Origin of the sequence: Chitinibacter sp. FCG-7 (assembly GCF_040047665.1) — a bacterium.
GTDB classification, from domain to species: domain Bacteria; phylum Pseudomonadota; class Gammaproteobacteria; order Burkholderiales; family Chitinibacteraceae; genus Chitinibacter; species Chitinibacter mangrovi.
On the sequence record NZ_CP157355.1, the window covers coordinates 850,329 to 871,826 of the forward strand.

Below are 21,498 nucleotides of genomic sequence, written 5' to 3' on the forward strand. Positions count from 1 at the left end.
GCTCGCACTCGACAAGCGGAATCAAACTCTATGCATATTCACATTCTGGGTATTTGTGGCACGTTTATGGGCGGTATTGCCGCGCTGGCTCGCGAGGCGGGTCACAAGGTGACCGGTTGCGACGCAAATGTTTATCCGCCCATGTCGACCCAGCTGGAAAGCCTGGGGATTGAGCTAATCGAAGGCTTTGGCGCCGAGCAAATTGCGCTCAAGCCCGATCTCTTTGTGATCGGCAATGTGGTCAAGCGGGGTATGCCGCTGATGGAGGCGATTTTAAATGCTGGCCTGCCCTATACCTCGGGGCCGCAATGGCTGGGCGAGCATTTGCTGCGCGATAAATGGGTGCTGGCCGTGGCCGGCACACACGGCAAAACCACGACCACCTCGATGCTGGCGTGGATTCTGGAAGACGCCGGTTTGGCGCCGGGCTTTCTGGTAGGCGGCATACCGGAAAACTTTGGCGTCTCGGCCCGCGCTCCGGGCACTCCGCGGCAAGATGCGGCCAGCACCTCGCCATTTTTCGTCATTGAAGCTGACGAATACGACACCGCATTTTTCGACAAACGCAGCAAATTCGTTCACTACCGTCCACGCACGGTGATTTTGAATAATCTGGAATTTGATCACGCCGACATTTTCGCCGACCTCTCGGCCATCGAAACGCAATTTCACCATCTGGTGCGCACCGTTCCCGGCCAAGGCCGTGTGATTGTGAATGGCAAGGAAGACAGCCTGCAGCGCGTGCTGGAGCGTGGCTGCTGGTCGGAAGTTGAACACTTCGCGGGTAGCGGGGGCTGGACGCTGGGCGCAGTCTACCCTGATGGCTTTGACGTGATCTTCAATGGCGAGCCACAAGGCCGCCTCGTTTGGAGTCTAATGGGTGAACACAACGCGCACAACGCGCTGGCTGCGATTGCCGCCGCCCGCCATGTGGGCGTGACGCCGCAAGTGGCGATTGAAGCGTTGAGCAGGTTTGAAAACGTCAAGCGCCGAATGGAAATCAAAGGCGTGGTCAACGGCATTACCGTATACGATGATTTTGCCCACCACCCCACCGCGATAGCCACCACCGTGGCAGGCCTGCGCGCGAAGGTGGGCACGCAGCGCATTCTGGCCATACTCGAGCCACGCTCAAACACAATGAAGCTGGGTACGATGAAAGAAGCGCTGCCCGGCAGTTTGGCCGACGCCGATCGGGTGTTTTGCTACGGCGCGAATTTAGGCTGGGATACAGCGGAAGCACTCGCACCACTGGGAACAAAAGCACAAAGCTGCACCGAGCTGGACACGCTGATCGCCGCCATCGTGGCCGAGGCACAGCCGGGCGACCAGATTCTGGTGATGAGTAACGGTGGATTTGGTGGCATTCACGGCAAATTACTCGCCGCACTAGCCTAGGGGTAGGGCCCTGCAGGGCAACCTAGAATTAACCTACAGAGCAATACCCATAGCCCGCAACAGCGGGCTTTTTTTCATCGTTTGCTTTTAGACATTTAAGCGTAGTAGCGCTGCGAAAATTCCAGCATCCGCTCAATCGGCAAACGTGCTGCATCCATATCCGCGCTCGTCAGGTAATCAATCACCGTACCCTGCCCCGCTTGCGCGCGTTTGACCGCCTCGATGGTGTTCATCTTCATATACGGGCAGGAATTGCACTGGCAACCAGCATAAATTGGCGCTTGCTCGATATTCAGATCTGGGCGAGCTAGGCGCATATTGTACAAAATGCCGTCTTCAGTCGCGACGAAGATCGCCGCATCCGGCTCTTTGTCAAACGACTTGATCCAGTTGAGCATGCCTGATGTTGAGCCAACATAATCGGCCAGCTTCAGTACCGGCAACGGGCTTTCCGGATGCGCAATCAGATACTTGGCGGTGGTGCAAGCCGCAAAGGCTTCATCCAAGGCTGTCTGGTTAAATTTATCATGCACTTCACACACGGCCGACCACAGCGGCATCTCGTAACCATGCTGATAATTCAAATACCCGCCCATATTGTAATCGGGCGAGAAAATCACTTTTTTACCTTCGGCGTACAGATGCGCAATGATGTCGTCCACGTTTCGGCTGGTCACAATCCAGTCGCTCAGCGCCTTGTGCTCGGCCGAGCTATTGATGTACGACACATGCACATGATCGGGATACGACTCGCGCCATGCCTTGAGCGCAGCCACATCGGTCTGCGTCACCAGCGAACAGGTCGAGCCGGCATCGGGCAAAATCACCGTGGCATGCGGATTCAGGATTTTGGCGGTTTCGGCCATAAAGCGCACACCGGCAAATACAATAATGTCAGCATCGGCATCGCGTGCGAACAGGGACAATTCCAGACTATCGCCCACCTTATCCGCCATTTGCTGAATTTCCGGGGCGGTATAGTAATGGGCAAGTGTCACAACGCGTGGCATAGGGCTATCCTCGATCAGACTAGACAAAGACGACGCTCGCCAAGTGCATGGCGGCATCCAAATTCATAGCTGCGAATCTTACCATGCCCCAAGCTACTCGCTCAGTAGCAAAAACGGCATTTTTAATTAAAAAATCAACATTTAGCCAAAAAGTGCATTTTCAGTGCTTGACACATCAGGGGGCCTTAGCCATAATTGCGCTCCTCTGCAAATCACACAGAAATGCAGAAAAGTGATGCGGGATTAGCTCAGTTGGTAGAGCGATACCTTGCCAAGGTATAGGTCGAGAGTTCGAGCCTCTTATCCCGCTCCATCACACATTGGCGTAGTAAAAAGTAGCATCATGCGATGCGGGATTAGCTCAGTTGGTAGAGCGATACCTTGCCAAGGTATAGGTCGAGAGTTCGAGCCTCTTATCCCGCTCCAAACATTGCAAGCAGTACGATGCGGGATTAGCTCAGTTGGTAGAGCGATACCTTGCCAAGGTATAGGTCGAGAGTTCGAGCCTCTTATCCCGCTCCAAACACTGCAAGTAGTACGATGCGGGATTAGCTCAGTTGGTAGAGCGATACCTTGCCAAGGTATAGGTCGAGAGTTCGAGCCTCTTATCCCGCTCCAAATTTTTAAGAAAGTAGCTGTTAAATACTTTCTTTACCCCTTAAGGCGGGGTAGCAAAATGGTTATGCCGCGGATTGCAAATCCGTTTACGCCGGTTCGATTCCGGCCTCCGCCTCCAGCTTAAAAGCCCAGCACTGCTGGGCTTTTTTGTAAAGCAAGGCTAGCAAGCCTGCAGCAAGGCTGTTAAGATTTGCCTCTAGTTGCTCGGATGGTGAAATAGGTAGACACAAGAGACTTAAAATCTCTCGCCGCAAGGTGTGCCGGTTCGATTCCGGCTCCGAGCACCAATAAAATCAAGGCTTCCAGCCGCATACCCAGACAGGGTATTCATAAAATCCAGTCTCAGGTTAACCACTGGGTTAACCAAAACAGCTTGATACCCCAGAATAGCCCCCATACTTTTTTGTTTTTCCCACTTTCTGCTGCGCTTTTTTTATTAGCACACAGGGCAATATTTCCGGAACAGCTGCGCGTTCACGCTCAAGCAAGCGCCGCCTTAAACTCATGCTGGCAATATCTCAAATAATGCCGCAGTCACCGCAGCATGGTCGCACTTGTCGATTGTAGGCATGGGATCGCCCTTAGCCAGCGTCAATTCAACCAACACACCGTAACACGGACTTGGTTCGCCTGCGCTTGCTATTTCGAGTGCAGCCAGTCGTTTAAGTAGATTTTTGGTCATTTTTTCACCGCTCTCTCCAATGCCTCCATTCGCTGCACAAGTTCGCTAGTCTCGATTAGTCGCGCCAAAACACTGAGCATGTTAGCCATTTTGCTGGCATCGCCAACATCCACAGCACCAGCGCGGGCATCTCGATAGAGTTTCGCCATCTCTTTTTTAACACGGCAAACGGTATCTAAGGGGGGCATACGGTCGCGCTTAGGTTTTGTGCAGCCTACAGCTCCTTCCACTGCGTCAAAATCAGCCATTTATGCCGCCTTTATGCAAAATTTATCGTATATTTACGTCAATTATAACCGATCGTGCCATTAGTCTTAGGCCGTAAAAAAACCCGCCATAGTGGCGGGCATATTCTCGGCATGTAAAAATTCACAACCCCATCTGCCGCTTTTGCGCTACGGCCTTTGGAGAGTTGGCTGGAATCAAGCTTTTACTTCCACAGAATGTGCATGCATCGTGTCTACTGCTCAGCCGCCAAATGCTATAGATCAAACCTGGAATTAAAAAGCATATCCAAAGCACAATTTCGACTCCAATCGAGCCAGAGGTATGTGTATGCGAATCACCTTGATGGCCACATGCCGTACAGAAAAAACGTCCCTCAGCAGCAGGCTTCAAAGCTGCTTTACGTGCATTTAGAACTAGCAAATAGCCGATACCTCCAGCGATAGTCCAAGCAACCAACATTGAAATAAACAGCATTGATATAGAAGTGCCTTGTGGTAGCTCCCCAATAATCAGCAATCGCAACCAATTGAATGGCACTAGCCCTGCAAACAAGACAACACACCATCCTAGAATTCTTACAGTATTCATTCCCCAACCCTTATGGCCATTTAAAACATAAATAATTTACAGCAAAACACCTCAAAAAATCACATTGAGTCATCTGAAAACATTGTTGTTTGCTTTGATGTCTCGTTTACACCCAAGATTTGCAAAATAGATAAATAATTCAGACGGGACTTTATACAGCGGCCTTAGGGGCTAACGAAATTAGTCGGCCTCACTGTGAATCATTGCAATGACGTCAACGAAATATCGGTCAAACTCACGCAGTGATATATGCTTTCATATATTGATTCCACTGTTCGGAAAAACAATTCCAACTTAGGTCACAACCCGCCAATTAATTAAGTGCAGGCGTTCGGAAACTAGTCCCTATTCGAAGCAGAAGATGTATAAAAAAACCCGCCATAAAGACGGGTCTGGGATTATCGGCACGAAAGCCTTTCAATCAATCTGGCGGCCTCAGTCTTTGCAGACTCGCCCATACCTTGCAGTGTTACAACCAAGGCCAGCACATCCAACCGCTCGCCATACCTCCCCAGCAAATCAGATACCGCGCTGGCAACACCATCAGGGTCTATCAATACACCGCCTTTGCCGTTCTTCAAATGGAAGGCCAATACCACGCGCTGATAATCGTCATTTGCTGCGTTCAGCTCGGCCAATAGTTCGGCCTTGTGGCTGATGATGTACTGGCGAATGTCGGGCGTGATCTTTGTAGCTGGTACTACGATCAGAGTATTGCCGTCGGGCTTGATGCTGACACAAAGGCCAGCGCCAACGAGTTTTGCTAATGCTTGCCCCATGGTTAAAACTCCTCTGCGTCATCCAGTGCGGCCAGCGGCTCGGCTGCTTTTTCTGGTTTTGCATTTTCGGTAGCATGGATTGCTACTGCTACTTCTGCTACTTCTGCTACTTCTAAGGCTTCTATGACTTGATCTGACTTACTGGATGTAGCAAAAGTAGCGGATGTAGCAGTAGCAACCAGCTCAACCAAGATTAACCGTTTACCGTCATCACGCAGCAATCGCCGTTTAAGTAGCTCAGCAATTGCAGCGTTTCGGCGGGGTGACTCTTTCCGTAATCGGCTTAAACCACGCTGGGCAAGTTGCTGCCTCGTGAATGCCAGCCATTCATCACCCCCCTTCTGCAACCAATGCAACAACTCGTATGCGTCTTTCTCGGTTTCGCTCAGAGTTGAGCCTGATCTGTTTAGTTGTCTATCCCATTCAGCCAGTGAATATTCAACCAAGGCAATCGCGCCGCGCATATCATCAGCATTTATCTCGCCCAGCTCGGTCTTGTAGAATGAGTAAACGCCACTCAGTGAGCTGGCATCAAAGGCACGATAACAGGCCAATGTAGCAGCAACACGCCGCACCAATTCACCCGCACGGCTAAGAAAGGCAGTGACGGCAAGTTGGCTGTGATTATTCGCCTCGGTCTGGTTGTAGAAAGACTCCCACAATTGGTATGCCTCGCCACAAGTCGGCAAAAGGTAACAATAGGGCGTTAGCTTGCCGCCATCATCAAGCAATACGGTCTCTTGATTCATGCGTGATACTGTTGCCCAATAGCGTTGCATTGCTGGGTTGTCTGCCACTTTGCGGCCTCGGGTTTCATCAGTTATGAAACGCGTACCAATGGCCGATTCAGGCGCGGAAAGCAGGAAGCGTGGTAGCAAGCCTTGCCCACGCATAAACGGGTCATTCAGAGAATCGCGCACCACGATGGGCTGGGCGCTCAAAAACACCCCAAACCGTACCCCGCTACGAAAACCAGAACCAGAATCAATGCCTGCTCGGTTTCGCTCCACGCCGCCCCCATCGAATAGCTTTGTCAGCATTCCGCACGAATTGGCGCGGGTTTCTGACTGCATAGAATGCCCACCAAAGAATTGACCACCTTCATCAGTAGAAAGCGTCAGGGCTGGCTGTGAATCGTTAATAAATGCCTTGGCAATACCTTCCATTGTTGTATCGCTAAACAGAGTGCGGGGGTCTGGGTCTACGGAATTTTGTTGCGCCGCCTCTGTTTTGGCATTCTTTCCTTTTGCGCTTGCTATGGCTTTTTTTGCTTGCTCCAATTGGTCGCGGTGCAGCTCACGCGCCTTGATTTCTGCCTGTATGATTGGCTGTGTTGCAAGCCTGAAGCACTCGCTTTTTCGCTCCCCACTGCCAGCAAGTGACAATACAAACAGGCTGGTCGGCATCGCGCCGCCTGTTACGCGCTCAACATCCACTAAACGCTGCGACAAGTGAGCAACGGCAGATAAAACCGCCATTCCCGCCAATGCTTGAGGCGATTGCACATGGTCGGCAATACAATCAACAGCAGCCTGCAATCCTTGCGGCAAACAATTAGCAGGCCATGGCGTAGCGGGCGCGTCTAGCTCAAATGGCTCGGGCGACTGCATCTCGAACGGCAAGGCATTATCAGGATTTGCTAAATCAAGCGTGCATTGGTCAATATCGTTTTTCATTATGCGGCCTCCTTGTTCAAACCAGCATTCATCACATCCAGCCAGTCAGTGCCAGCAACAGGCGGCAGCATTACCTTCACGTTGACGAATTGAGCCACCAGCCGACGCGCCAGAGCGTAGGCAGCATCTTTGCCAGCATTGCGGCCTTTGTGGTCAGGTAGATCGTTGTCGGCATAGATAATCACTTCACGCACGCCATCAGGCACAACAAACGACTTTAAGCCGCTGACGCTTATACATGCCAAGACAGGCAAGAGCGTCATCTGATGCACGCCCAGCCCAGTTTCTATGCCCTCAGTGATCGCCAAACGGCCATCAGTATCAATCGGGGATAATTGGCAGGTAGCGCCAGATAAAGCGCCATCATGGGCGGCTTGTAGTTTCTTGCAGGGCAACGGCTCGCCCGTTTCTGGATGTGGCAGCTCCAGCTTGTTACCGTCATCGTTTAGGTAAATTCGGTGCAGGCCAGCCATTGTGCCGTCGGGCTTTGTGATCTTGGCAACCAAGGCCGGAAATACGCCCAGCTTGACGTGCTTGCCCTCGATGACTTCCCAATACGGCAAGGCTGGGTGATAGCGCAACGGGCTATCCGCTCCGGTCGGCAGGTGTGCCCAGTTCAGGCCACGGGATAGCAGATATTTCCACGCGTGATTGTCTTGGCTGATCGGCTCGCATGAATCAAAGACTGCTTGAACTTTGGCCGTGTTATCAACACTCAGCACGGCTGATACTGCGGGTTTTATTTCCGGCAGAACATAGCGCGGATTTTCGCGGCATCCTTCAATTCCAACACCCAGCACGTTTGCCACTGCTCGCACAGCATCGGGGAAGCTCAGGCCAAAGACGTGCATCACCAGTGCAAAACCATCACCGCCTTGCCTATCAAGCCCACGGCACGCAAAACGGCCATATTCCGCACCAGCGCCTTTAGCCGTGAATTGAAAACGGTCTTTGCCACCACAAGCGGGGCAAGGATGATTGCGGCCATCTAACAACTTGGCGGGTATGCCCATGCGTTGCAGCGTTTCAGGCCAGCAACCCTGAACGGCTGCTTTCACGCGGTCGGAGAATGATTTAGAATCGAATTGTGTTTGAGTGCTGCTTCGATATGGGGCGGCATTTTTTTTATTCATAGCCTGCCCCTTATGTCGCGCTGCGTGAATCTTTTACGCGGTCAGCCACCCATTGCAGTACCTCAGATTTTAGCCATGCAACACGGCGGCCTTCGGGGGTCAATTTGATAGGCTTCGGGAAAAGTCCCCGCGCCATTAGGTCGTAAATTTGGGTTTTCTTGATGGTCGTCGTTGTTTCGACTTGATGGAGAGCGATTAAGCCTTGGTCTACAATATCAGTCATTTTCAAAGTCCTGTTAGGGTTTGCCGTGCGGTGACGGAATGACGTGATACTAATAACTAACAAAATCAGTGTGCGGACGCTAACTAGTCAACGTCCGTCTTTAAGCTACTTTCACGGAATTAATCTCTCTAGGTATTCAAACCTACTTAAAGAATCACCATCCCTCTCTTTAAATCTCTTATCAAGCCCATCGGTCGGGGCAGTAAAATCACCATTATTGTATGCAATAATAATTGCACGAGACTTAAAACTTTTTGGCTTATCGACTAAGTCCGGTCTTTTTTCAAGGAAGGACTTTACTACTAAACGCTCTTTGTTTTTTTCGGCCCTCCCTTTCTCACTCCCCTTTTTTCGATTAGCTCTTGACTTAGCAGATACATAGTCTTTTAACTTAATTCTTTCAACCACTCTCTTAGCAAAATCAAGGTTCTCTTTAGAGTAATCATGATCTACCAACTTTTGCATTGCGCTATACATGTCAGCACAGAGCCTAAACAACGCCGTTGTAGAATTAATAATTAATCCGATCTCTTTGCTAATTGTTTTTAATCGAGCCATCACAACAGCATCATTCAATGCTGCTAGCCTATTTTCCTCGATCTCTCTAGTTAACCTATTTAATTGTTCTACACGAAAAAAAGCTTCGTCCGCTGTTACTCCCAACTCTTCTGCAAGAAGTGCTGTAATACCATCTATGCGAACTACTATCGTATCTAATAATTTTTTAGCCTCTAGAGCATCCACGACATCTTGCCCAACTTGATTTAAAACTTCGGCTTTCATAACATGCTTTTCCTTTAGCACACCGCTAGTGAGTAAGGTGTTCCCATTTCATCCATCGAAGCAGGCGCGACAACTTCGATTAAACTGCAACGCGCAACGGGATAACATTATCGGCTGGTGCTGCGCTCAGGGCATTTTCCCACGCAGCTAGAATTTGTCGGTTCTCAGGCAAATAGTCGTGCTTGTTGTAATGCCTAGCCTGAACCCCACCAAGACCATGCGACAATAAACGAGCGAGCTTGCCTTCATCAAAACCCATTGCCGCTAGGTGTGTTTCACAAGTCCGGCGTATATCACCGCCTCGGAATGGTTCTGTCGTAATTTCATCAGCAATCATGGCCTTGCTAATCTGAGAGATTTTGCTGGATATGGACTTGGTAAAGGCTTCGGCTTGTGTGGCATCCAATCCAAACAAGCGATTACCCCTCGCCTGCACAATCGCTAGTGCCTCGCCTTGTAGCGGCAATACATGACGGCGCGGCTGCTGGCGGCGGCCTTTGCTGTCCATGATGACAATAATCGGCTGCCCGTCTATATCTTTCGCCAATTCAGCTTGTGCTAGCTGTGTAAAGCGCTGACCACCCAATAGCAAAGCTAGTCGCAGTATGTCTCGCAGATCAGGGGACTTTTTGATTGAAGCAATACGCCGTTGATATTCTGCCAACTCTTCACGGCTTAAACTTCGCTCGCTGGCTCTGTTGTACTCAGGAAGCGTTTTGATTCGATCAACAGGATTAACGGCCAAACCAAAACCAAGCATTTCAGCGGGAGCGTTGGGGTCATCTGGGGCAGTCAAAGCCAGCTCAAACGATGTACGTAAATAGCTGCGCAATCTGGCGGCGGTTCGGCCTTTACTCGCGTTTACCAATTTACGTATAGGCTCGATCAAATCGTCCTTAGTAACATCAGCGGCGGGTTTGTTTCTAAGCTGAAGGGGGATATGTAGCTGTAAACAATTTTCGACTGAGCTAGCCGACGCAGCACCTCTTTTTTTAAGGACTCCAATATATCCAGCCAGCAAAGCGCCAAGCGTTTTGCCTTGAGCAGCTACCGCCTCGCGCTTGCGTTCTGCACGCTCATTTTGCGGATCAATGTCTTTATCCAACATCGCCCGCAAACCTTCTGCCCACTTCCTCGCATCAGCTAGTTTGTGATCTTGGCTTGCTCCAAGCGTAATCATTTTATTCTTTCGGTAAGCATCCTTGTAAATGAATACCCATGCTTTGCTACCGCTTGGCTTGACGCGCAAATACAGATTGCCACCGTCAGCCAATGTATAAACTTTGTCTTTTGGCTTGGCATTCGTGACATTTGCCGCAGATAAAAGTTTTTCTGCCATATATCCCCCGCTTCTGGTTAACCCACAGCCTTAGGTCAACCACTGGGTTAACCAAAAAGGCCGGAAGCTATCGAACTACGAGGGATTATACAGGAATATATTCCAATAAAATCAAAGCATTTATGGGTTAACCTTAAGTACAACAAAGTTCGGAAAAGAATTAATTGAGAGACTTAAAATCTCTCGCCGCAAGGTGTGCCGGTTCGATTCCGGCTCCGAGCACCACTAATGAGTTCGCAGAAGTCCAAGACCGTCAAGAAACCCGCAACCAGCCTAGCTTTGCGGGTTTTTTGTTGTCCGTAGAAGTGCGAGGGCGTTCTATACCAGCCGATTCTTTTGTACCCCTTCTTGCACCCCTGCTGTAGAGTACAGGGGTACATAGCATTAGAAGGGTGCATCATGCCCAAGAAAGTAGCCGCCAATCAGCTTGAGCATTTACAGCTCGTCAACGCCAAGCCAAGCGAGAATGTTGTGGTCAACAATTCTCGGACAGTAAATTAAGTTGTCTTTCCTTAATGGCAGGGGCTAGCCCGCCATTGGCGGTGTGTGGCCGCTGCCAGTTGTAATACGCCATCAGGTAAACGCCAATATCCAGCCTGGCTTCTTCTGCAGATTCATACCCAGGCTTTGGTATCCATTCTGTTTTAAGACTGCGAAATAGCCGCACCATCGGCGCATTATCCCAACAGCACCCGCGCCGACTCATGCTTTGCTGCATCTGGTAGCGCCATATCCGTTGCCTAAACAACCGACTGCCATATTGGCTACCCTGATCCGAGTGAAATATCACTCCCAGTGGCTGGCCACGCTGTTGCCAGGCATGATCTAACGCACGGCTGACTACCTCGGCATCCGGGTGCTCACTAAGCGCCCAGCCCACCACGCAACGGGCAAACAAATCCAGCACCACAGCCAGATAAATCCAGCGATTACCCGCCCAAATATAGGTGATATCGCCACACCAGACCTGATTCGGTTGCTCCGGATTAAACGCCCTCTGCAATAAGTGCGGAATGTCTGGACGTTCATCTTTGTGGACTTTGTAGCGATGCGCGCCTGGCTGTTTGCACTGCAAATCGGCTTCTCGCATGAGCTGGCGCACTTTATATCGGCCAGCCGTAATGCCTTCGTACCGCCAGCATCCAGACTAGACTGCGGCTACCTGCCGCATTTCGACTTTGCTTAAACAGATTGCGTACTTTGGCGCGCAACTCGATCCGTTCACGATCAATATGCTGGCGTCGATGCCGGTAATGGTAATAACTGGAACGGCAAATACCGAAGGTGCTGCAGACCATTTCTACGGGTTCATGCTCACTTAATTGGTCTACCAGCGCGTACGATTGAGTTCGTCCGCCATTAAGAGAGCTGTGGCTTTTTTTAACAGGGCTTTCTCCCGTTCCAGCCGATCAATGCGCGCTTCGAGCTCCTGAATGCGACGCTGGTCTGGCGTGAGTGCTCTGGCCTGCGGCGTGATGCCCTGTCTTTCCTGTTTCAGCTGCTTAATCCAGCGACGCAGTATGTTCTCGCCGACGTTCATCGCCTTACTGGCTTGTGACACCGTGTGGCCTTGATCGACGACCAGACTGGCGGCTTCGGCTTTAAATTCCGGGGTAAATGTCCTGCGAACTTTGCTCATGAAACACCTCGTTAATGGTGGCGAGATTACCACCTAAGTTGGTGTCCGAAATCATTGAACCACAACAGTTCAACCAAGCACTACGAGGTGCAAACATGTCTGAAACCTTTTTACGCATGCCCATCGTTACCGGGCTAATCGGTTTATCGAAAAATGCGGTTTATGACCGCCTTAACCCCAAGTCACCGCGCCATGATCCGAGCTTTCCCAAGCCCGTCAAACTAGGCTCGCATTCCGGCGCCTTTGTTGAATCCGAAGTGCACGCCTATATGCAGGCTTGCATTCAAGCACGCAATCAAGGGGGCAAAAAATGAGCCATTTTCCACAGCTCCCCATTGTTAGCGGTCAATGCGCCGATGTGCTGGATATATTGCAGCAGCATCAGCGCAGCAATCAGCCCGTTATTTCGTTTTATTTAACCGCAGATTGCGCGATCCCCGAAGCCGCCGCACGCATTCACGACTTGCGTTGCAAGGGTTTCAATATCAAAACAACGGTATTGCCTGAAGTGCTTTATCGCGGAAAAACCCGCCGCAAAGTCGCGCAATATTCCTTAGGCAGTCCGCTATGGCCTAGCCCCGAATATGTCGCCAAAGCCAATAAATCAAAGAGGGAATAGCCATGAAAATCATACCAGTGGAGTTTAATGGTGCGGCAATGCAATTTAACGATGCAGGCTGGTTTAATGCCATAAAAGCCGCAGAGCGATTTGGCAAAGCACCGCACGACTGGCTACCCCACCGAATGGGGTAAGCGCTACCAGAACCGCGGTATTGAAACCGCACAGGTGATGGAAGAGCTGGTCGCGATGGCCAAGAAATTCCGCGATGCGGCTTTGCGTGGGCAACAGCTCGGGCTGCCTGAAGATGAAGTGAAGTTTTACGATGCGCTGGCCAATAACGAAGCCGCAGTGATGATGCAGGGAGATGAAATCCTGAAAACAATCGCCCACGAACTCACCGAAAACCTGCGCGCCAATATCAGCGTGGATTGGTCGCAGCGCGAAAGCGTGCGCGCCAAGCTGCGCCTGATGGTGAAGCGCATCCTGCGCAAATATAAATATACGCCAGATGATCAGGAGGAAGCTGTACAAGTGGTGCTGCAACAGGCTGAAGCACTAGGCTGCGAATGGTCTTAGTTGGCACAGGCAAGATCGGCAGACATAAAAAATGGGTTACAACCGTGAAGTTGTAACCCATTGTTTTATTTGGTCGGAATAGCGGGATTCGAACTCGCGACCCCTTGCACCCCATGCAAGTGCGCTACCAGGCTGCGCCATATTCCGAGAGAATGCATTCTAACAGAGCTTACATTTCACCTCAAGACATCGCATGGATTTTTCTATCCATGTGGCCTCCTGCACCCCAGGCAAAATGCTTAATTATCCAGCCACGCCAGCAAGTCTTCCAATTCGTGACGCACTTCAGTCAGGCTGACTTCGCCAGAATCAAAGTGCCCTACTTCAGCCAGATGCGTACCCAATTGATTACGCGCTCCACTGATGGTGAAGCCTTGCTCGTACAGCAGTGAGCGTATCCGGCGCACCAACAGCACTTCGTGATGCTGGTAGTAGCGCCGATTGCCTCGGCGTTTAACCGGTTTTAACTGCGTAAACTCCTGTTCCCAATAGCGCAGAACATGAGGTTTGACACCGCACAAATCGCTAACTTCACCAATGGTGAAGTAGCGCTTGGCCGGTATCGACGGTAACTCATTGGTTGGAATAACGCTGCTGGAGTTTTGCATAGTGAACTTCAACCATACCTTTTAGTTTTTGGCTGGCGTGGAATGTCACCACGCGGCGCGCTGAAATAGGAATCTCTTCACCGGTTTTGGGATTGCGGCCTGGGCGCTGCGGCTTATCGCGCAACTGGAAATTACCAAAACCTGACAATTTCACCGTATCGCCTTCAGCCAAAGCACTACGAATTTCATCAAAAAACGCTTCCACCATATCTTTGGCTTCACGTTTATTCAGACCCACCTTATCAAACAACATATCGGCCAAGTCAGCCTTGGTTAAGGTCAAAGTACTCGCTTCGTACTGCATTATGTTCTCAAGATCGCGCCGCATGTTTCTGCCTTCTTCATCAATGCTGCAATCGCAGCATCGACTTCTTCATCTGTTAAAGTTTTGTGAGTATCTTGCAATAACACTTTGAATGCAAGGCTCTTTTTACCTTCTGGCAAACCTTTTCCACGGTAAACATCGAACACATCAATGTTTGCCACAATTGCCTGCTTGGCACTTGCAAAAGCGGTTTTGAGTTGATCTACGGTGACGCTCTCATCCATCAGCAAGGCCAAATCACGGCGTACCGGCTGGAATTTGGATACCGCGCCCGCACTCAACTTCTGCACTTGCGTCAGCGCTGCGACATCCAGCTCAAACACCACTGGGGCATTTTGCAGGCTGTATTTTTGTACCCACTGTGGGTGTAGTTCACCGAGAAAGCCAATCGCTTGGCCATCAAGCACTACCTCAGCCGAACGGCCTGGGTGCAGCGCAGGATGACTCGCGCGACGGAATTCGGCCACGCGTGGCGCGAGCAAGGCTTCAACGTCGGCTTTCACGTCAAAGAAATCAACGCGCTCTTTGCCCGTACCCCACTGCTCAGCCACACGACCACCCCAAGCAAGGGCGGCGATTTTCTCTGGTTGCTGCTCGGCATTCAAGCCATTAAACACGCGCGCTACTTCAAACAAGCGCACGCGGTCTTGCTTGCGGTTTTGATTGTGTTGCAGTGCAGAAATCAAGCCGCCGAGCAGCGTTGAGCGCATTACGCTCATTTGGCTGGCAATCGGATTGATCAGCTTGATCGGCGCATTATTCGCAGCAAAATCTGCTTCCCATTGCGCTTCGACAAAGGCGTAGGAAATGGCTTCCTGATAGTCACGACCCGCGATGATTTGTTTCAGTACGTTTTTACTACGCAGATGGCCGGGCTGCGGCAGCATCGCGCTGCGCGCATTGCTTGGCTGCACCGGAATATTGTCGTAACCAAAGACGCGCGCCACTTCTTCGATTAGATCTTCTTCGATTTCGATATCGAAGCGGTAAGACGGTGGCCTCACGGTGATCACATCGCCCGCCAGCTCACTTGCCAGACCCAAGCCTTGCAACAAAGCTACGATCTCAGCCGCGGGCAGGCTAATACCCAGCACTTTAGCCACGCGAGACACGCGCAGCGCAACGGGTTTGCGCGCAGGCAACTCGGCCGATGATTCGGTGACTGGGCCAGCTTGACCACCGCAGATCTCGATAATCAAGGCGGTAGCACGTTCCAGCGCTTCACGCACATAACCAAAATCCACGCCACGCTCAAAGCGATGGCTAGAGTCCGATGAGAAGCCGAAACGACGGCCTTTACCGGCAATCACGTTCGGCGCAAAGAAGGCTGACTCAAGGAAAATATCAGTACAACCCGCTTCAACGCTCGATTCTGCGCCGCCCATGATGCCAGCAAGGGCAACGGGTTTTACATCATCAGCAATCACCAGCAAATCGTCGGTGAGCCCCAGCTCTTTTTCGTTGAGCAGTTTGATCTTCTCACCCGCTTTTGCGAAACGCACATTGATGTCGCCCTGCAATTTCGCCAAATCGAAGGCGTGCATAGGCTGACCAAGCTCGAGCAAGACGTAATTGGTCACGTCAACAATCGCCGAAATAGAACGAACGCCACAGCGCTCAAGGCGCTGCTTCATCCAATCAGGGGTATATGCTGCTTGATTAACACCAACAATGGCTCTACCCGCATACCGAGGGCAGGCATCACCTGCTTGTAGATTAACGCCACGTGCTTGAGTCGCAGTCACCGCCACCGTTGGCGTTTCAACCGCGCACAATTCGGCCTTGGTCAGCGCAGCTACTTCACGCGCCAGACCACGAATCGACAGGCAATCACAACGATTCGGCGTCAGCTTCAAAGTCATCAAGCGATCATCAAGATGGAGGTACTCGCGAATCGGCATGCCCACCGGCGCATCCGCAGGCAAAATCAGCAAGCCAGACGATTCTTCCGCCAAGCCAATTTCTTGCTCGGCACACAACATACCCATCGACTCAACGCCACGCACTTTAGCTTTTTTGATCTTAAAGTCGCCCGGCAATACGGCACCAACGCGCGCGCACGGTACTTTAATACCAACCGCAACATTGGCCGCGCCACATACAATTTGTAATGGCTCAGCTTCGCCAACATTCACGCTACATACATTCAAGCGATCCGCATCAGGATGCTTGGTCACGCTGAGCACTTCCGCGACATAGACTTCAGTAAATTCAGGCGCCGCCGGATCGTTCTCTTCCACTTCAAGACCGGCCATCGTCAACAGATGAGCCAACTCGTCAGAATTGATCGCAGGATTTACCCAGCTACGCAACCACTGTTCAGAAAATTTCATAATTACCGGCTCGGCTTATTTGAATTGAGACAAGAAAGACAGGTCGTTGTCGAAGAACTGGCGCAAATCGTTCACGCCGTAATACAGCATTGCAAAACGATCCAAGCCAATCCCGAACGCGAAACCGGTGTATTTCTCGGCATCGATGTTGACGTTTTTCAGGACGTTCGGATGAACCATGCCGCAACCGCCGACCTCCATCCAGCCTTTTGACCATTTCACGTCGATCTCGGCCGATGGTTCGGTGAATGGGAAGAAGGATGGGCGGAAACGCACTTCCAAATCATCACGCTCGAAGAAGCGACGCAGGAAGTCGACAATCACTGATTTCAAATCAGCGAACGAGACATTCGCATCGACCCACAGACCTTCCATCTGGTGGAACATCGGAGAGTGCGTCGCATCCGAATCAACGCGATACACGCGACCCGGCGCTACGATTTTGATCGGTGGCTCATTATTGAGCATGTAGCGCACCTGAATTGGCGATGTATGCGTACGCAATACCAATGGCTCGCCATCGTTTTCGACATAGAACGTATCCTGCATCGCCCGTGCAGGGTGATTTTTAGGAATATTCAGCGCTTCGAAATTGTGGAAGTCGTTTTCGATTTCCGGGCCATCGGCAACGGCAAAGCCCATGCTGGCAAATAGCGTTTCAATGCGTTGTTGCACGAGCGTCACTGGGTGCAGGCCACCTTTGGCTGTACCACGCCCCGGCAAACTGATATCCAACGCTTCGGCAGCCAATTGGGCTGCCAGTTTTTGCGCAGCAATCGCATCGCGCTTGGCGTTGAGCGCAGCTTCAAACGCTTGCTTGGCCTGATTGACCGTTGCGCCGAAAGATTTTTTCTCTTCCGGGGGCAAAGCGGCCAATTGCTTCATGAGTTGGGTAATTTCGCCCTGTTTACCGACGTAAAGGGCTTTGACATTTTCTAGCTCTACCGGATCATTGGTCGCATCTAATGCGACCAAACCGGCTTCAAGTAACGTTTGCACGTTCGCAACCATGGTTTTGCGCCCGATCTATTGAAATGTGAATGGAAAATATTTAAGCAAACCAACGACTTGCCAATCAGATTGGCTCACAGTTGTGTTGACGAAATATTTTCGAAAGCAGAGAAAAAACTGAATAAAAAAGGGAGGCTAAGCCTCCCTTCTCATCAGCAGAACCGATTATACAGCGAGACTAGCTTTAGCTTTTTCAACAAAAGCAGCAAATGCTGGTTTGTCGAATACAGCCAAGTCAGCCAACACTTTACGGTCAACCACGATGCCAGCCTTTTTCAGGCCATTCATGAAGCGGCTGTACGCCAAACCGCACTCACGTGAAGCGGCGTTGATACGCGCGATCCACAATTGACGGAATTGACGTTTTTTCTGACGACGGTCACGGTACGCGTATTGACCGGCTTTCATCACCGCTTGTTTAGCGATGCGATAGACGTTCTTACGACGACCACGATAACCCTTAGCGAGGGCTAAAACTTTCTTATGACGAGCACGAGCGGTTACACCACGTTTAACGCGAGGCATGTGATTCTCCTTAGGTTATGCGTAGGGCAACATTGCACGAACAGACGCCATATTGGTCGCATCGACCATAGACGTACCGCGCAATTGACGCTTGGTTTTAGTAGTTTTCTTGGTCAAGATGTGACGTTTGAACGCATGGCTGCGCTTAACACCACCACCGCCAAGTACTGTAAAGCGCTTTTTCGCGCTGCTCTTGGTTTTCATCTTTGGCATTGCATTGCTCCGATGAGCTATTAGATCAGGCGACAGGCGTCTAAAAAAGATTAGAACTTAATACCCGCCACCCCGCTTTTGTTACGACTGTTAGCACTGCCTTGCGGCAGGCCTTATACAGACACAGTCGCCAGCCTGTTATTTTTTCTTCGGTGCCAGCATCATAACCATCTGGCGACCTTCGAGCCGTGGATATTGCTCAACGACTGCCAGCTCGGCCAGATCAGCTTCTACACGCTTAAGCTGAGCCATACCGATTTCCTGGTGCGCCATTTCACGACCACGGAAACGCAAAGTGAATTTGCATTTGTCGCCATCATTCAGAAAGCGAATCGCGCCACGCAGTTTAACTTGGTAGTCGTTTTCGTCGGTACCTGGGCGCAGTTTGATTTCTTTAACCTGTACCTGCTTTTGCTTGAGCTTGGCAGCGTGCTTCTTTTTGGCCTCTTCGTAACGGAATTTGCCAAAGTCCATCAGACGGCAAACTGGTGGCTGTGCATTAGGCGCAATCTCAACGAGATCGACATCTGCATCTTCAGCCATTTGAAGAGCTTGATTCAGCGATACAATACCGAGTTGATCGCCATCCACACCTTGTAAACGAATTTCGCGCGCGGTGATCTCACCATTGATCCGCGGGCCTTTGTCCTGAGCAGCTATTGTCATTACTCCAAGTCATTCAAAAACAAAACCGTGCATCGGCAAGCGTTAGACTTTAGGCATTTCCGACTGGATGAGCGCGACAAGCGCATCAACCGTCATCTGCCCCAAGTCTTCACCGCTGCGATTTCGCACGGCCACCAAACCTGCATCACGCTCTTTATCGCCAATAATTAGCTGATAAGGCAAACGCTGCAAGCTATGTTCGCGAATTTTATAGGTTATTTTCTCATTTCTCAAGTCAGCAATGGCACGAAGTCCATTTTGATTGAGACGAGCGGTTACATCCTGCGCATATTCGCGCTGCGATTCAGAAATATTCATCACCACCAACTGCACCGGCGCGAGCCATACCGGAAATGCGCCCGCGAAGTTTTCGATCAGAATACCAATGAAACGCTCAAGCGAGCCGAGTACTGCACGGTGGAGCATGATTGGACGATGCTTAGCATTGTCTTCACCCACATATTCAGCACCAAGGCGCTCGGGCAAGTTCGGATCAATCTGCAAAGTACCGCACTGCCACAGACGACCCAAGCAGTCTTTCAATGTAAATTCAATTTTCGGGCCATAGAACGCGCCCTCACCCGGTAGATACTCAAACTCCAAGCCTTGTGACTGCAAAGCGGCTGCCAGCGCGGCTTCGGCTTTATCCCAGCTCTCTTCAGTGCCGACACGTTTTTCTGGACGAGTCGATAGCTTGACTAAAATCTCGCTAAAACCAAAGTCAGCATAGACTTCTTTCAGTAAATCGATAAAAGCCGCAGCTTCTTGCTGCACCTGATCTTCAGTACAGAAAATATGCGCATCATCTTGTACAAAGCCACGCACGCGCATAATGCCGTGCAGCGAGCCAGATGGCTCGTTGCGGTGGCATGAGCCAAACTCGGCGTAACGCAGCGGCAAATCACGGTAAGAGCGCAGACCTTGGTTGAAGACCTGAATATGACCAGGGCAGTTCATCGGTTTTACCGCATAATCGCGTTTTTCCGACTCCGTGGTGAACATATTGTCGTGATAATTTTCCCAATGACCCGATTTTTCCCACAAGGAGCGATCCATTACCATTGGCGTACGAATCTCATCGTAACCATGCTGATTCAGCTTGCGACGCATGTATTGTTCAATCGTCTGCCACAGAGTCCATCCCTTAGGATGCCAGAACACCATACCTGGCGCTTCATCTTGCATGTGGAACAAGTCAAGCTGCTTACCGATTTTGCGGTGATCGCGCTTCTCAGCTTCTTCGAGCATATGCAGATATTGCGCCAAATCTTCTTTCTTGGCCCAAGCCGTACCATAAATACGCGTCAGCATTTCATTTTTGCTGTCGCCACGCCAGTAAGCACCAGCTACTTTCATCAGTTTGAAGACTTTAAGTTTGCCCGTCGAAGGTACGTGTGGTCCACGGCACAAGTCGGTAAAGTCGCCTTCACGATACAGACTTAATGTTTGATCGGCAGGAATCGATTCGATAATCTCGGCTTTGTAGATTTCACCAATGCTTTTGAAGTAAGCCACAGCCTCATCACGCGACAACTCATAGCGCTCGACCGGAATATCCTGCTTGGCCAGCTCCTGCATTTTCTTCTCGATCAACACCAGATCATCGGGCGTGAATGGACGTTCGTACGAAAAATCGTAGTAAAAGCCGTTTTCAATCGCAGGGCCAATCGTTACTTGAGCAGTCGGGAAGAGTTGCTTGACTGCATACGCCAACAAGTGAGCGGTTGAGTGGCGAATCACCTCCAAACCATCAGCATCTTTCTCGGTGATGATCGCCAAATTGACATCACGATCAATCATATAGCTGGTATCCACCAGCTGGCCATCCACTTTACCTGCCAATGCGGCACGGGCAAGACCCGCCCCGATACTTGCCGCGACTTCAGCAATTGTCACTGCGGATTCAAACTGGCGCTGCGAACCATCTGGAAGAGTTACAACTGGCATTTTTTTCGCCCTTACAAGTATCAGCTTGCGCCGAAATCAATATTTAAACGAGATAAAAAAAAAGTGCGGCTTACGCCGCACTTTTTCAGAAACAAGACCTGTGAACGGCTTAACCTAAATTGAAAAAGGTTGTGGTGCGCGTTGTGGTCATTCTTGTTCCTCTGTGTTGGTAGGCACGATTGGACTCGAACCAACGACCCCCACCATGTCAAGGTGGTGCTCTAACCAGCTGAGCTACGTGCCTAAAGAAGCGCAATCATAAACGGGCTAGAACGCTTTGGCAAGAACTAAGCCAGCGACCAAGACCGAATACAGCAAAGCTTATAATCCAGGCTTGCGCCAAAAAAAACGCCAAACAAACCCGGGCCAAGCCAATACCAGAAATAGCGATAGCGTACTGGCATAAAATTGCCAATTCTGCGCATGAACCGGACTGACCTGCCCTTCAATCAGCCTTGCAATAAAGCCGACCAGAACAAAGAAAAAACCTAATTCCAGCACGCGCCAGAAAAAAAGTTTTTTCTCTGATTTAGGCTGAAAAACAAACAGAATTTTTTCCGTCAGGAAAGGCAAATTGGCGGCCAAAGCCGCCAAGGTGCCAATTAATAGCAAATTTTGCATTTAATCGATATCAAT

24 protein-coding genes, 8 tRNA genes and 1 pseudogene are annotated in these 21,498 nt (G+C 50.6%); 11 read left to right on the forward strand and 22 right to left on the reverse strand.

The features are described from left to right. Positions 1 to 30: 30 nt before the first annotated feature. Positions 31 to 1,398 carry a UDP-N-acetylmuramate:L-alanyl-gamma-D-glutamyl-meso-diaminopimelate ligase gene (gene mpl / locus ABHF33_RS03860; protein ID WP_348945733.1) on the forward strand — a complete coding sequence of 456 codons (1,368 nt, stop codon included), beginning with the start codon at positions 31 to 33 and terminating at the stop codon, positions 1,396 to 1,398. A 95-nt stretch (positions 1,399 to 1,493) separates the two neighbouring features. Here mpl and nadA read toward each other — a convergent pair whose 3' ends face one another. Beyond that, complete coding sequence (gene nadA, locus ABHF33_RS03865; protein ID WP_348945734.1) at positions 1,494 to 2,408, reverse strand: quinolinate synthase NadA; 915 nt, start codon at positions 2,406 to 2,408, stop codon at positions 1,494 to 1,496. Positions 2,409 to 2,645: 237 nt separating this feature from the next. Between nadA and ABHF33_RS03870 the strand changes: the two genes are divergently transcribed. From ABHF33_RS03870 to ABHF33_RS03895, 6 genes are all read left to right on the forward strand, one after another. Next, a tRNA-Gly gene (locus ABHF33_RS03870) sits at positions 2,646 to 2,721 on the forward strand. Between the two features lie 37 nt (positions 2,722 to 2,758). Continuing rightward, a tRNA-Gly gene (locus ABHF33_RS03875) sits at positions 2,759 to 2,834 on the forward strand. 20 nt (positions 2,835 to 2,854) lie between these two features. Then, positions 2,855 to 2,930 (forward strand) — tRNA-Gly (locus tag ABHF33_RS03880). A 20-nt stretch (positions 2,931 to 2,950) separates the two neighbouring features. Next, positions 2,951 to 3,026, forward strand: a tRNA-Gly gene (locus ABHF33_RS03885). 44 nt (positions 3,027 to 3,070) lie between these two features. Next, positions 3,071 to 3,144: transfer RNA gene (locus ABHF33_RS03890), tRNA-Cys, on the forward strand. Positions 3,145 to 3,228: 84 nt separating this feature from the next. Next, positions 3,229 to 3,313, forward strand: a tRNA-Leu gene (locus ABHF33_RS03895). Between the two features lie 215 nt (positions 3,314 to 3,528). Here the strand turns inward: ABHF33_RS03895 and ABHF33_RS03900 are convergent. From ABHF33_RS03900 to ABHF33_RS03945, 10 genes and pseudogenes are all read right to left on the reverse strand, one after another. Beyond that, positions 3,529 to 3,708, reverse strand: coding sequence for a hypothetical protein (locus tag ABHF33_RS03900; RefSeq protein ID WP_348945735.1), 180 nt, complete (start codon positions 3,706 to 3,708; stop codon positions 3,529 to 3,531). Next, positions 3,705 to 3,956: a hypothetical protein gene (locus ABHF33_RS03905; RefSeq protein ID WP_348945736.1), complete on the reverse strand. Its 252-nt coding sequence runs from the start codon at positions 3,954 to 3,956 to the stop codon at positions 3,705 to 3,707. Before ABHF33_RS03905 ends, ABHF33_RS03900 begins: the two co-directional genes overlap by 4 nt. Positions 3,957 to 4,077: 121 nt before the next feature. After that, positions 4,078 to 4,524, reverse strand: a complete 447-nt coding sequence (locus ABHF33_RS03910) for a hypothetical protein (RefSeq protein WP_348945737.1) — start codon at positions 4,522 to 4,524, stop codon at positions 4,078 to 4,080. 398 nt (positions 4,525 to 4,922) lie between these two features. Next, the gene (locus ABHF33_RS03915) at positions 4,923 to 5,303 is read right to left on the reverse strand and encodes a hypothetical protein (protein WP_348945738.1); all 381 of its coding nucleotides are present in this window, start codon (positions 5,301 to 5,303) and stop codon (positions 4,923 to 4,925) included. A gap of 2 nt (positions 5,304 to 5,305) precedes the next feature. After that, positions 5,306 to 6,979 (reverse strand): DUF3987 domain-containing protein, encoded by a 1,674-nt coding sequence (locus tag ABHF33_RS03920; protein ID WP_348945739.1) that lies wholly within the window; start codon positions 6,977 to 6,979, stop codon positions 5,306 to 5,308. Then, entirely contained in the window at positions 6,979 to 8,112 is a 1,134-nt protein-coding gene (locus tag ABHF33_RS03925) for a DUF7146 domain-containing protein (protein ID WP_348945740.1), read from the reverse strand. The genes ABHF33_RS03920 and ABHF33_RS03925 overlap by 1 nt, the downstream gene beginning before the upstream one ends. A gap of 10 nt (positions 8,113 to 8,122) precedes the next feature. Next, a complete protein-coding gene (locus ABHF33_RS03930) occupies positions 8,123 to 8,335 on the reverse strand; it encodes a helix-turn-helix transcriptional regulator (protein ID WP_348945741.1) in 213 nt (70 codons plus the stop codon). Positions 8,336 to 8,446: 111 nt separating this feature from the next. Then, positions 8,447 to 9,118: a hypothetical protein gene (locus ABHF33_RS03935; protein WP_348945742.1), complete on the reverse strand. Its 672-nt coding sequence runs from the start codon at positions 9,116 to 9,118 to the stop codon at positions 8,447 to 8,449. A gap of 79 nt (positions 9,119 to 9,197) precedes the next feature. Further along, the gene (locus ABHF33_RS03940) at positions 9,198 to 10,457 is read right to left on the reverse strand and encodes a tyrosine-type recombinase/integrase (RefSeq protein ID WP_348945743.1); all 1,260 of its coding nucleotides are present in this window, start codon (positions 10,455 to 10,457) and stop codon (positions 9,198 to 9,200) included. A 475-nt stretch (positions 10,458 to 10,932) separates the two neighbouring features. Continuing rightward, a pseudogene (locus ABHF33_RS03945) lies at positions 10,933 to 12,096 on the reverse strand (IS3 family transposase). A 95-nt stretch (positions 12,097 to 12,191) separates the two neighbouring features. On the opposite strand from ABHF33_RS03945, the gene ABHF33_RS03950 reads away from it, so the two are divergent. The 4 genes from ABHF33_RS03950 to ABHF33_RS03965 are packed head-to-tail and all read left to right on the forward strand — an operon-like array spanning position 12,192 to position 13,234. Further along, positions 12,192 to 12,410: a helix-turn-helix transcriptional regulator gene (locus tag ABHF33_RS03950; protein ID WP_348945744.1), complete on the forward strand. Its 219-nt coding sequence runs from the start codon at positions 12,192 to 12,194 to the stop codon at positions 12,408 to 12,410. Next, the gene (locus ABHF33_RS03955; RefSeq protein ID WP_348945745.1) at positions 12,407 to 12,715 is read left to right on the forward strand and encodes a helix-turn-helix domain-containing protein; all 309 of its coding nucleotides are present in this window, start codon (positions 12,407 to 12,409) and stop codon (positions 12,713 to 12,715) included. The genes ABHF33_RS03950 and ABHF33_RS03955 overlap by 4 nt, the downstream gene beginning before the upstream one ends. Positions 12,716 to 12,717: 2 nt before the next feature. After that, positions 12,718 to 12,849 (forward strand): hypothetical protein, encoded by a 132-nt coding sequence (locus tag ABHF33_RS03960; RefSeq protein WP_348945746.1) that lies wholly within the window; start codon positions 12,718 to 12,720, stop codon positions 12,847 to 12,849. Then, positions 12,806 to 13,234, forward strand: coding sequence for a type I restriction enzyme endonuclease domain-containing protein (locus ABHF33_RS03965; protein ID WP_348945747.1), 429 nt, complete (start codon positions 12,806 to 12,808; stop codon positions 13,232 to 13,234). Before ABHF33_RS03960 ends, ABHF33_RS03965 begins: the two co-directional genes overlap by 44 nt. Positions 13,235 to 13,304: 70 nt before the next feature. On the opposite strand, the gene ABHF33_RS03970 is transcribed toward ABHF33_RS03965, so the two are convergent. The 11 genes from ABHF33_RS03970 to ABHF33_RS04020 all read right to left on the reverse strand — a co-directional run bounded on the left by ABHF33_RS03970 (position 13,305) and on the right by ABHF33_RS04020 (position 21,483). Further along, positions 13,305 to 13,381, reverse strand: a tRNA-Pro gene (locus ABHF33_RS03970). A 92-nt stretch (positions 13,382 to 13,473) separates the two neighbouring features. Beyond that, positions 13,474 to 13,842, reverse strand: a complete 369-nt coding sequence (locus ABHF33_RS03975) for a MerR family transcriptional regulator (protein ID WP_348945748.1) — start codon at positions 13,840 to 13,842, stop codon at positions 13,474 to 13,476. Continuing rightward, entirely contained in the window at positions 13,808 to 14,125 is a 318-nt protein-coding gene (locus ABHF33_RS03980) for an integration host factor subunit alpha (RefSeq protein WP_157314195.1), read from the reverse strand. The genes ABHF33_RS03975 and ABHF33_RS03980 overlap by 35 nt, the downstream gene beginning before the upstream one ends. Positions 14,126 to 14,145: 20 nt before the next feature. Continuing rightward, positions 14,146 to 16,500, reverse strand: a complete 2,355-nt coding sequence (gene pheT, locus ABHF33_RS03985; protein WP_348945749.1) for a phenylalanine--tRNA ligase subunit beta — start codon at positions 16,498 to 16,500, stop codon at positions 14,146 to 14,148. A gap of 15 nt (positions 16,501 to 16,515) precedes the next feature. Beyond that, a complete protein-coding gene (pheS, locus tag ABHF33_RS03990; protein ID WP_348945750.1) occupies positions 16,516 to 17,511 on the reverse strand; it encodes a phenylalanine--tRNA ligase subunit alpha in 996 nt (331 codons plus the stop codon). A gap of 165 nt (positions 17,512 to 17,676) precedes the next feature. Beyond that, complete coding sequence (gene rplT, locus ABHF33_RS03995; RefSeq protein ID WP_157314098.1) at positions 17,677 to 18,036, reverse strand: 50S ribosomal protein L20; 360 nt, start codon at positions 18,034 to 18,036, stop codon at positions 17,677 to 17,679. Between the two features lie 15 nt (positions 18,037 to 18,051). Continuing rightward, on the reverse strand, positions 18,052 to 18,249 hold the full coding sequence (gene rpmI / locus ABHF33_RS04000; protein ID WP_157314099.1) for a 50S ribosomal protein L35: 198 nt from the start codon (positions 18,247 to 18,249) through the stop codon (positions 18,052 to 18,054). Positions 18,250 to 18,387: 138 nt separating this feature from the next. Further along, positions 18,388 to 18,915, reverse strand: coding sequence for a translation initiation factor IF-3 (gene infC / locus ABHF33_RS04005; RefSeq protein ID WP_157314100.1), 528 nt, complete (start codon positions 18,913 to 18,915; stop codon positions 18,388 to 18,390). A 42-nt stretch (positions 18,916 to 18,957) separates the two neighbouring features. Further along, positions 18,958 to 20,862, reverse strand: coding sequence for a threonine--tRNA ligase (thrS, locus tag ABHF33_RS04010; RefSeq protein ID WP_348945751.1), 1,905 nt, complete (start codon positions 20,860 to 20,862; stop codon positions 18,958 to 18,960). 167 nt (positions 20,863 to 21,029) lie between these two features. After that, positions 21,030 to 21,106: transfer RNA gene (locus tag ABHF33_RS04015), tRNA-Val, on the reverse strand. A 77-nt stretch (positions 21,107 to 21,183) separates the two neighbouring features. After that, entirely contained in the window at positions 21,184 to 21,483 is a 300-nt protein-coding gene (locus ABHF33_RS04020) for a DUF2818 family protein (RefSeq protein ID WP_348945752.1), read from the reverse strand. Positions 21,484 to 21,498: the final 15 nt, after the last annotated feature.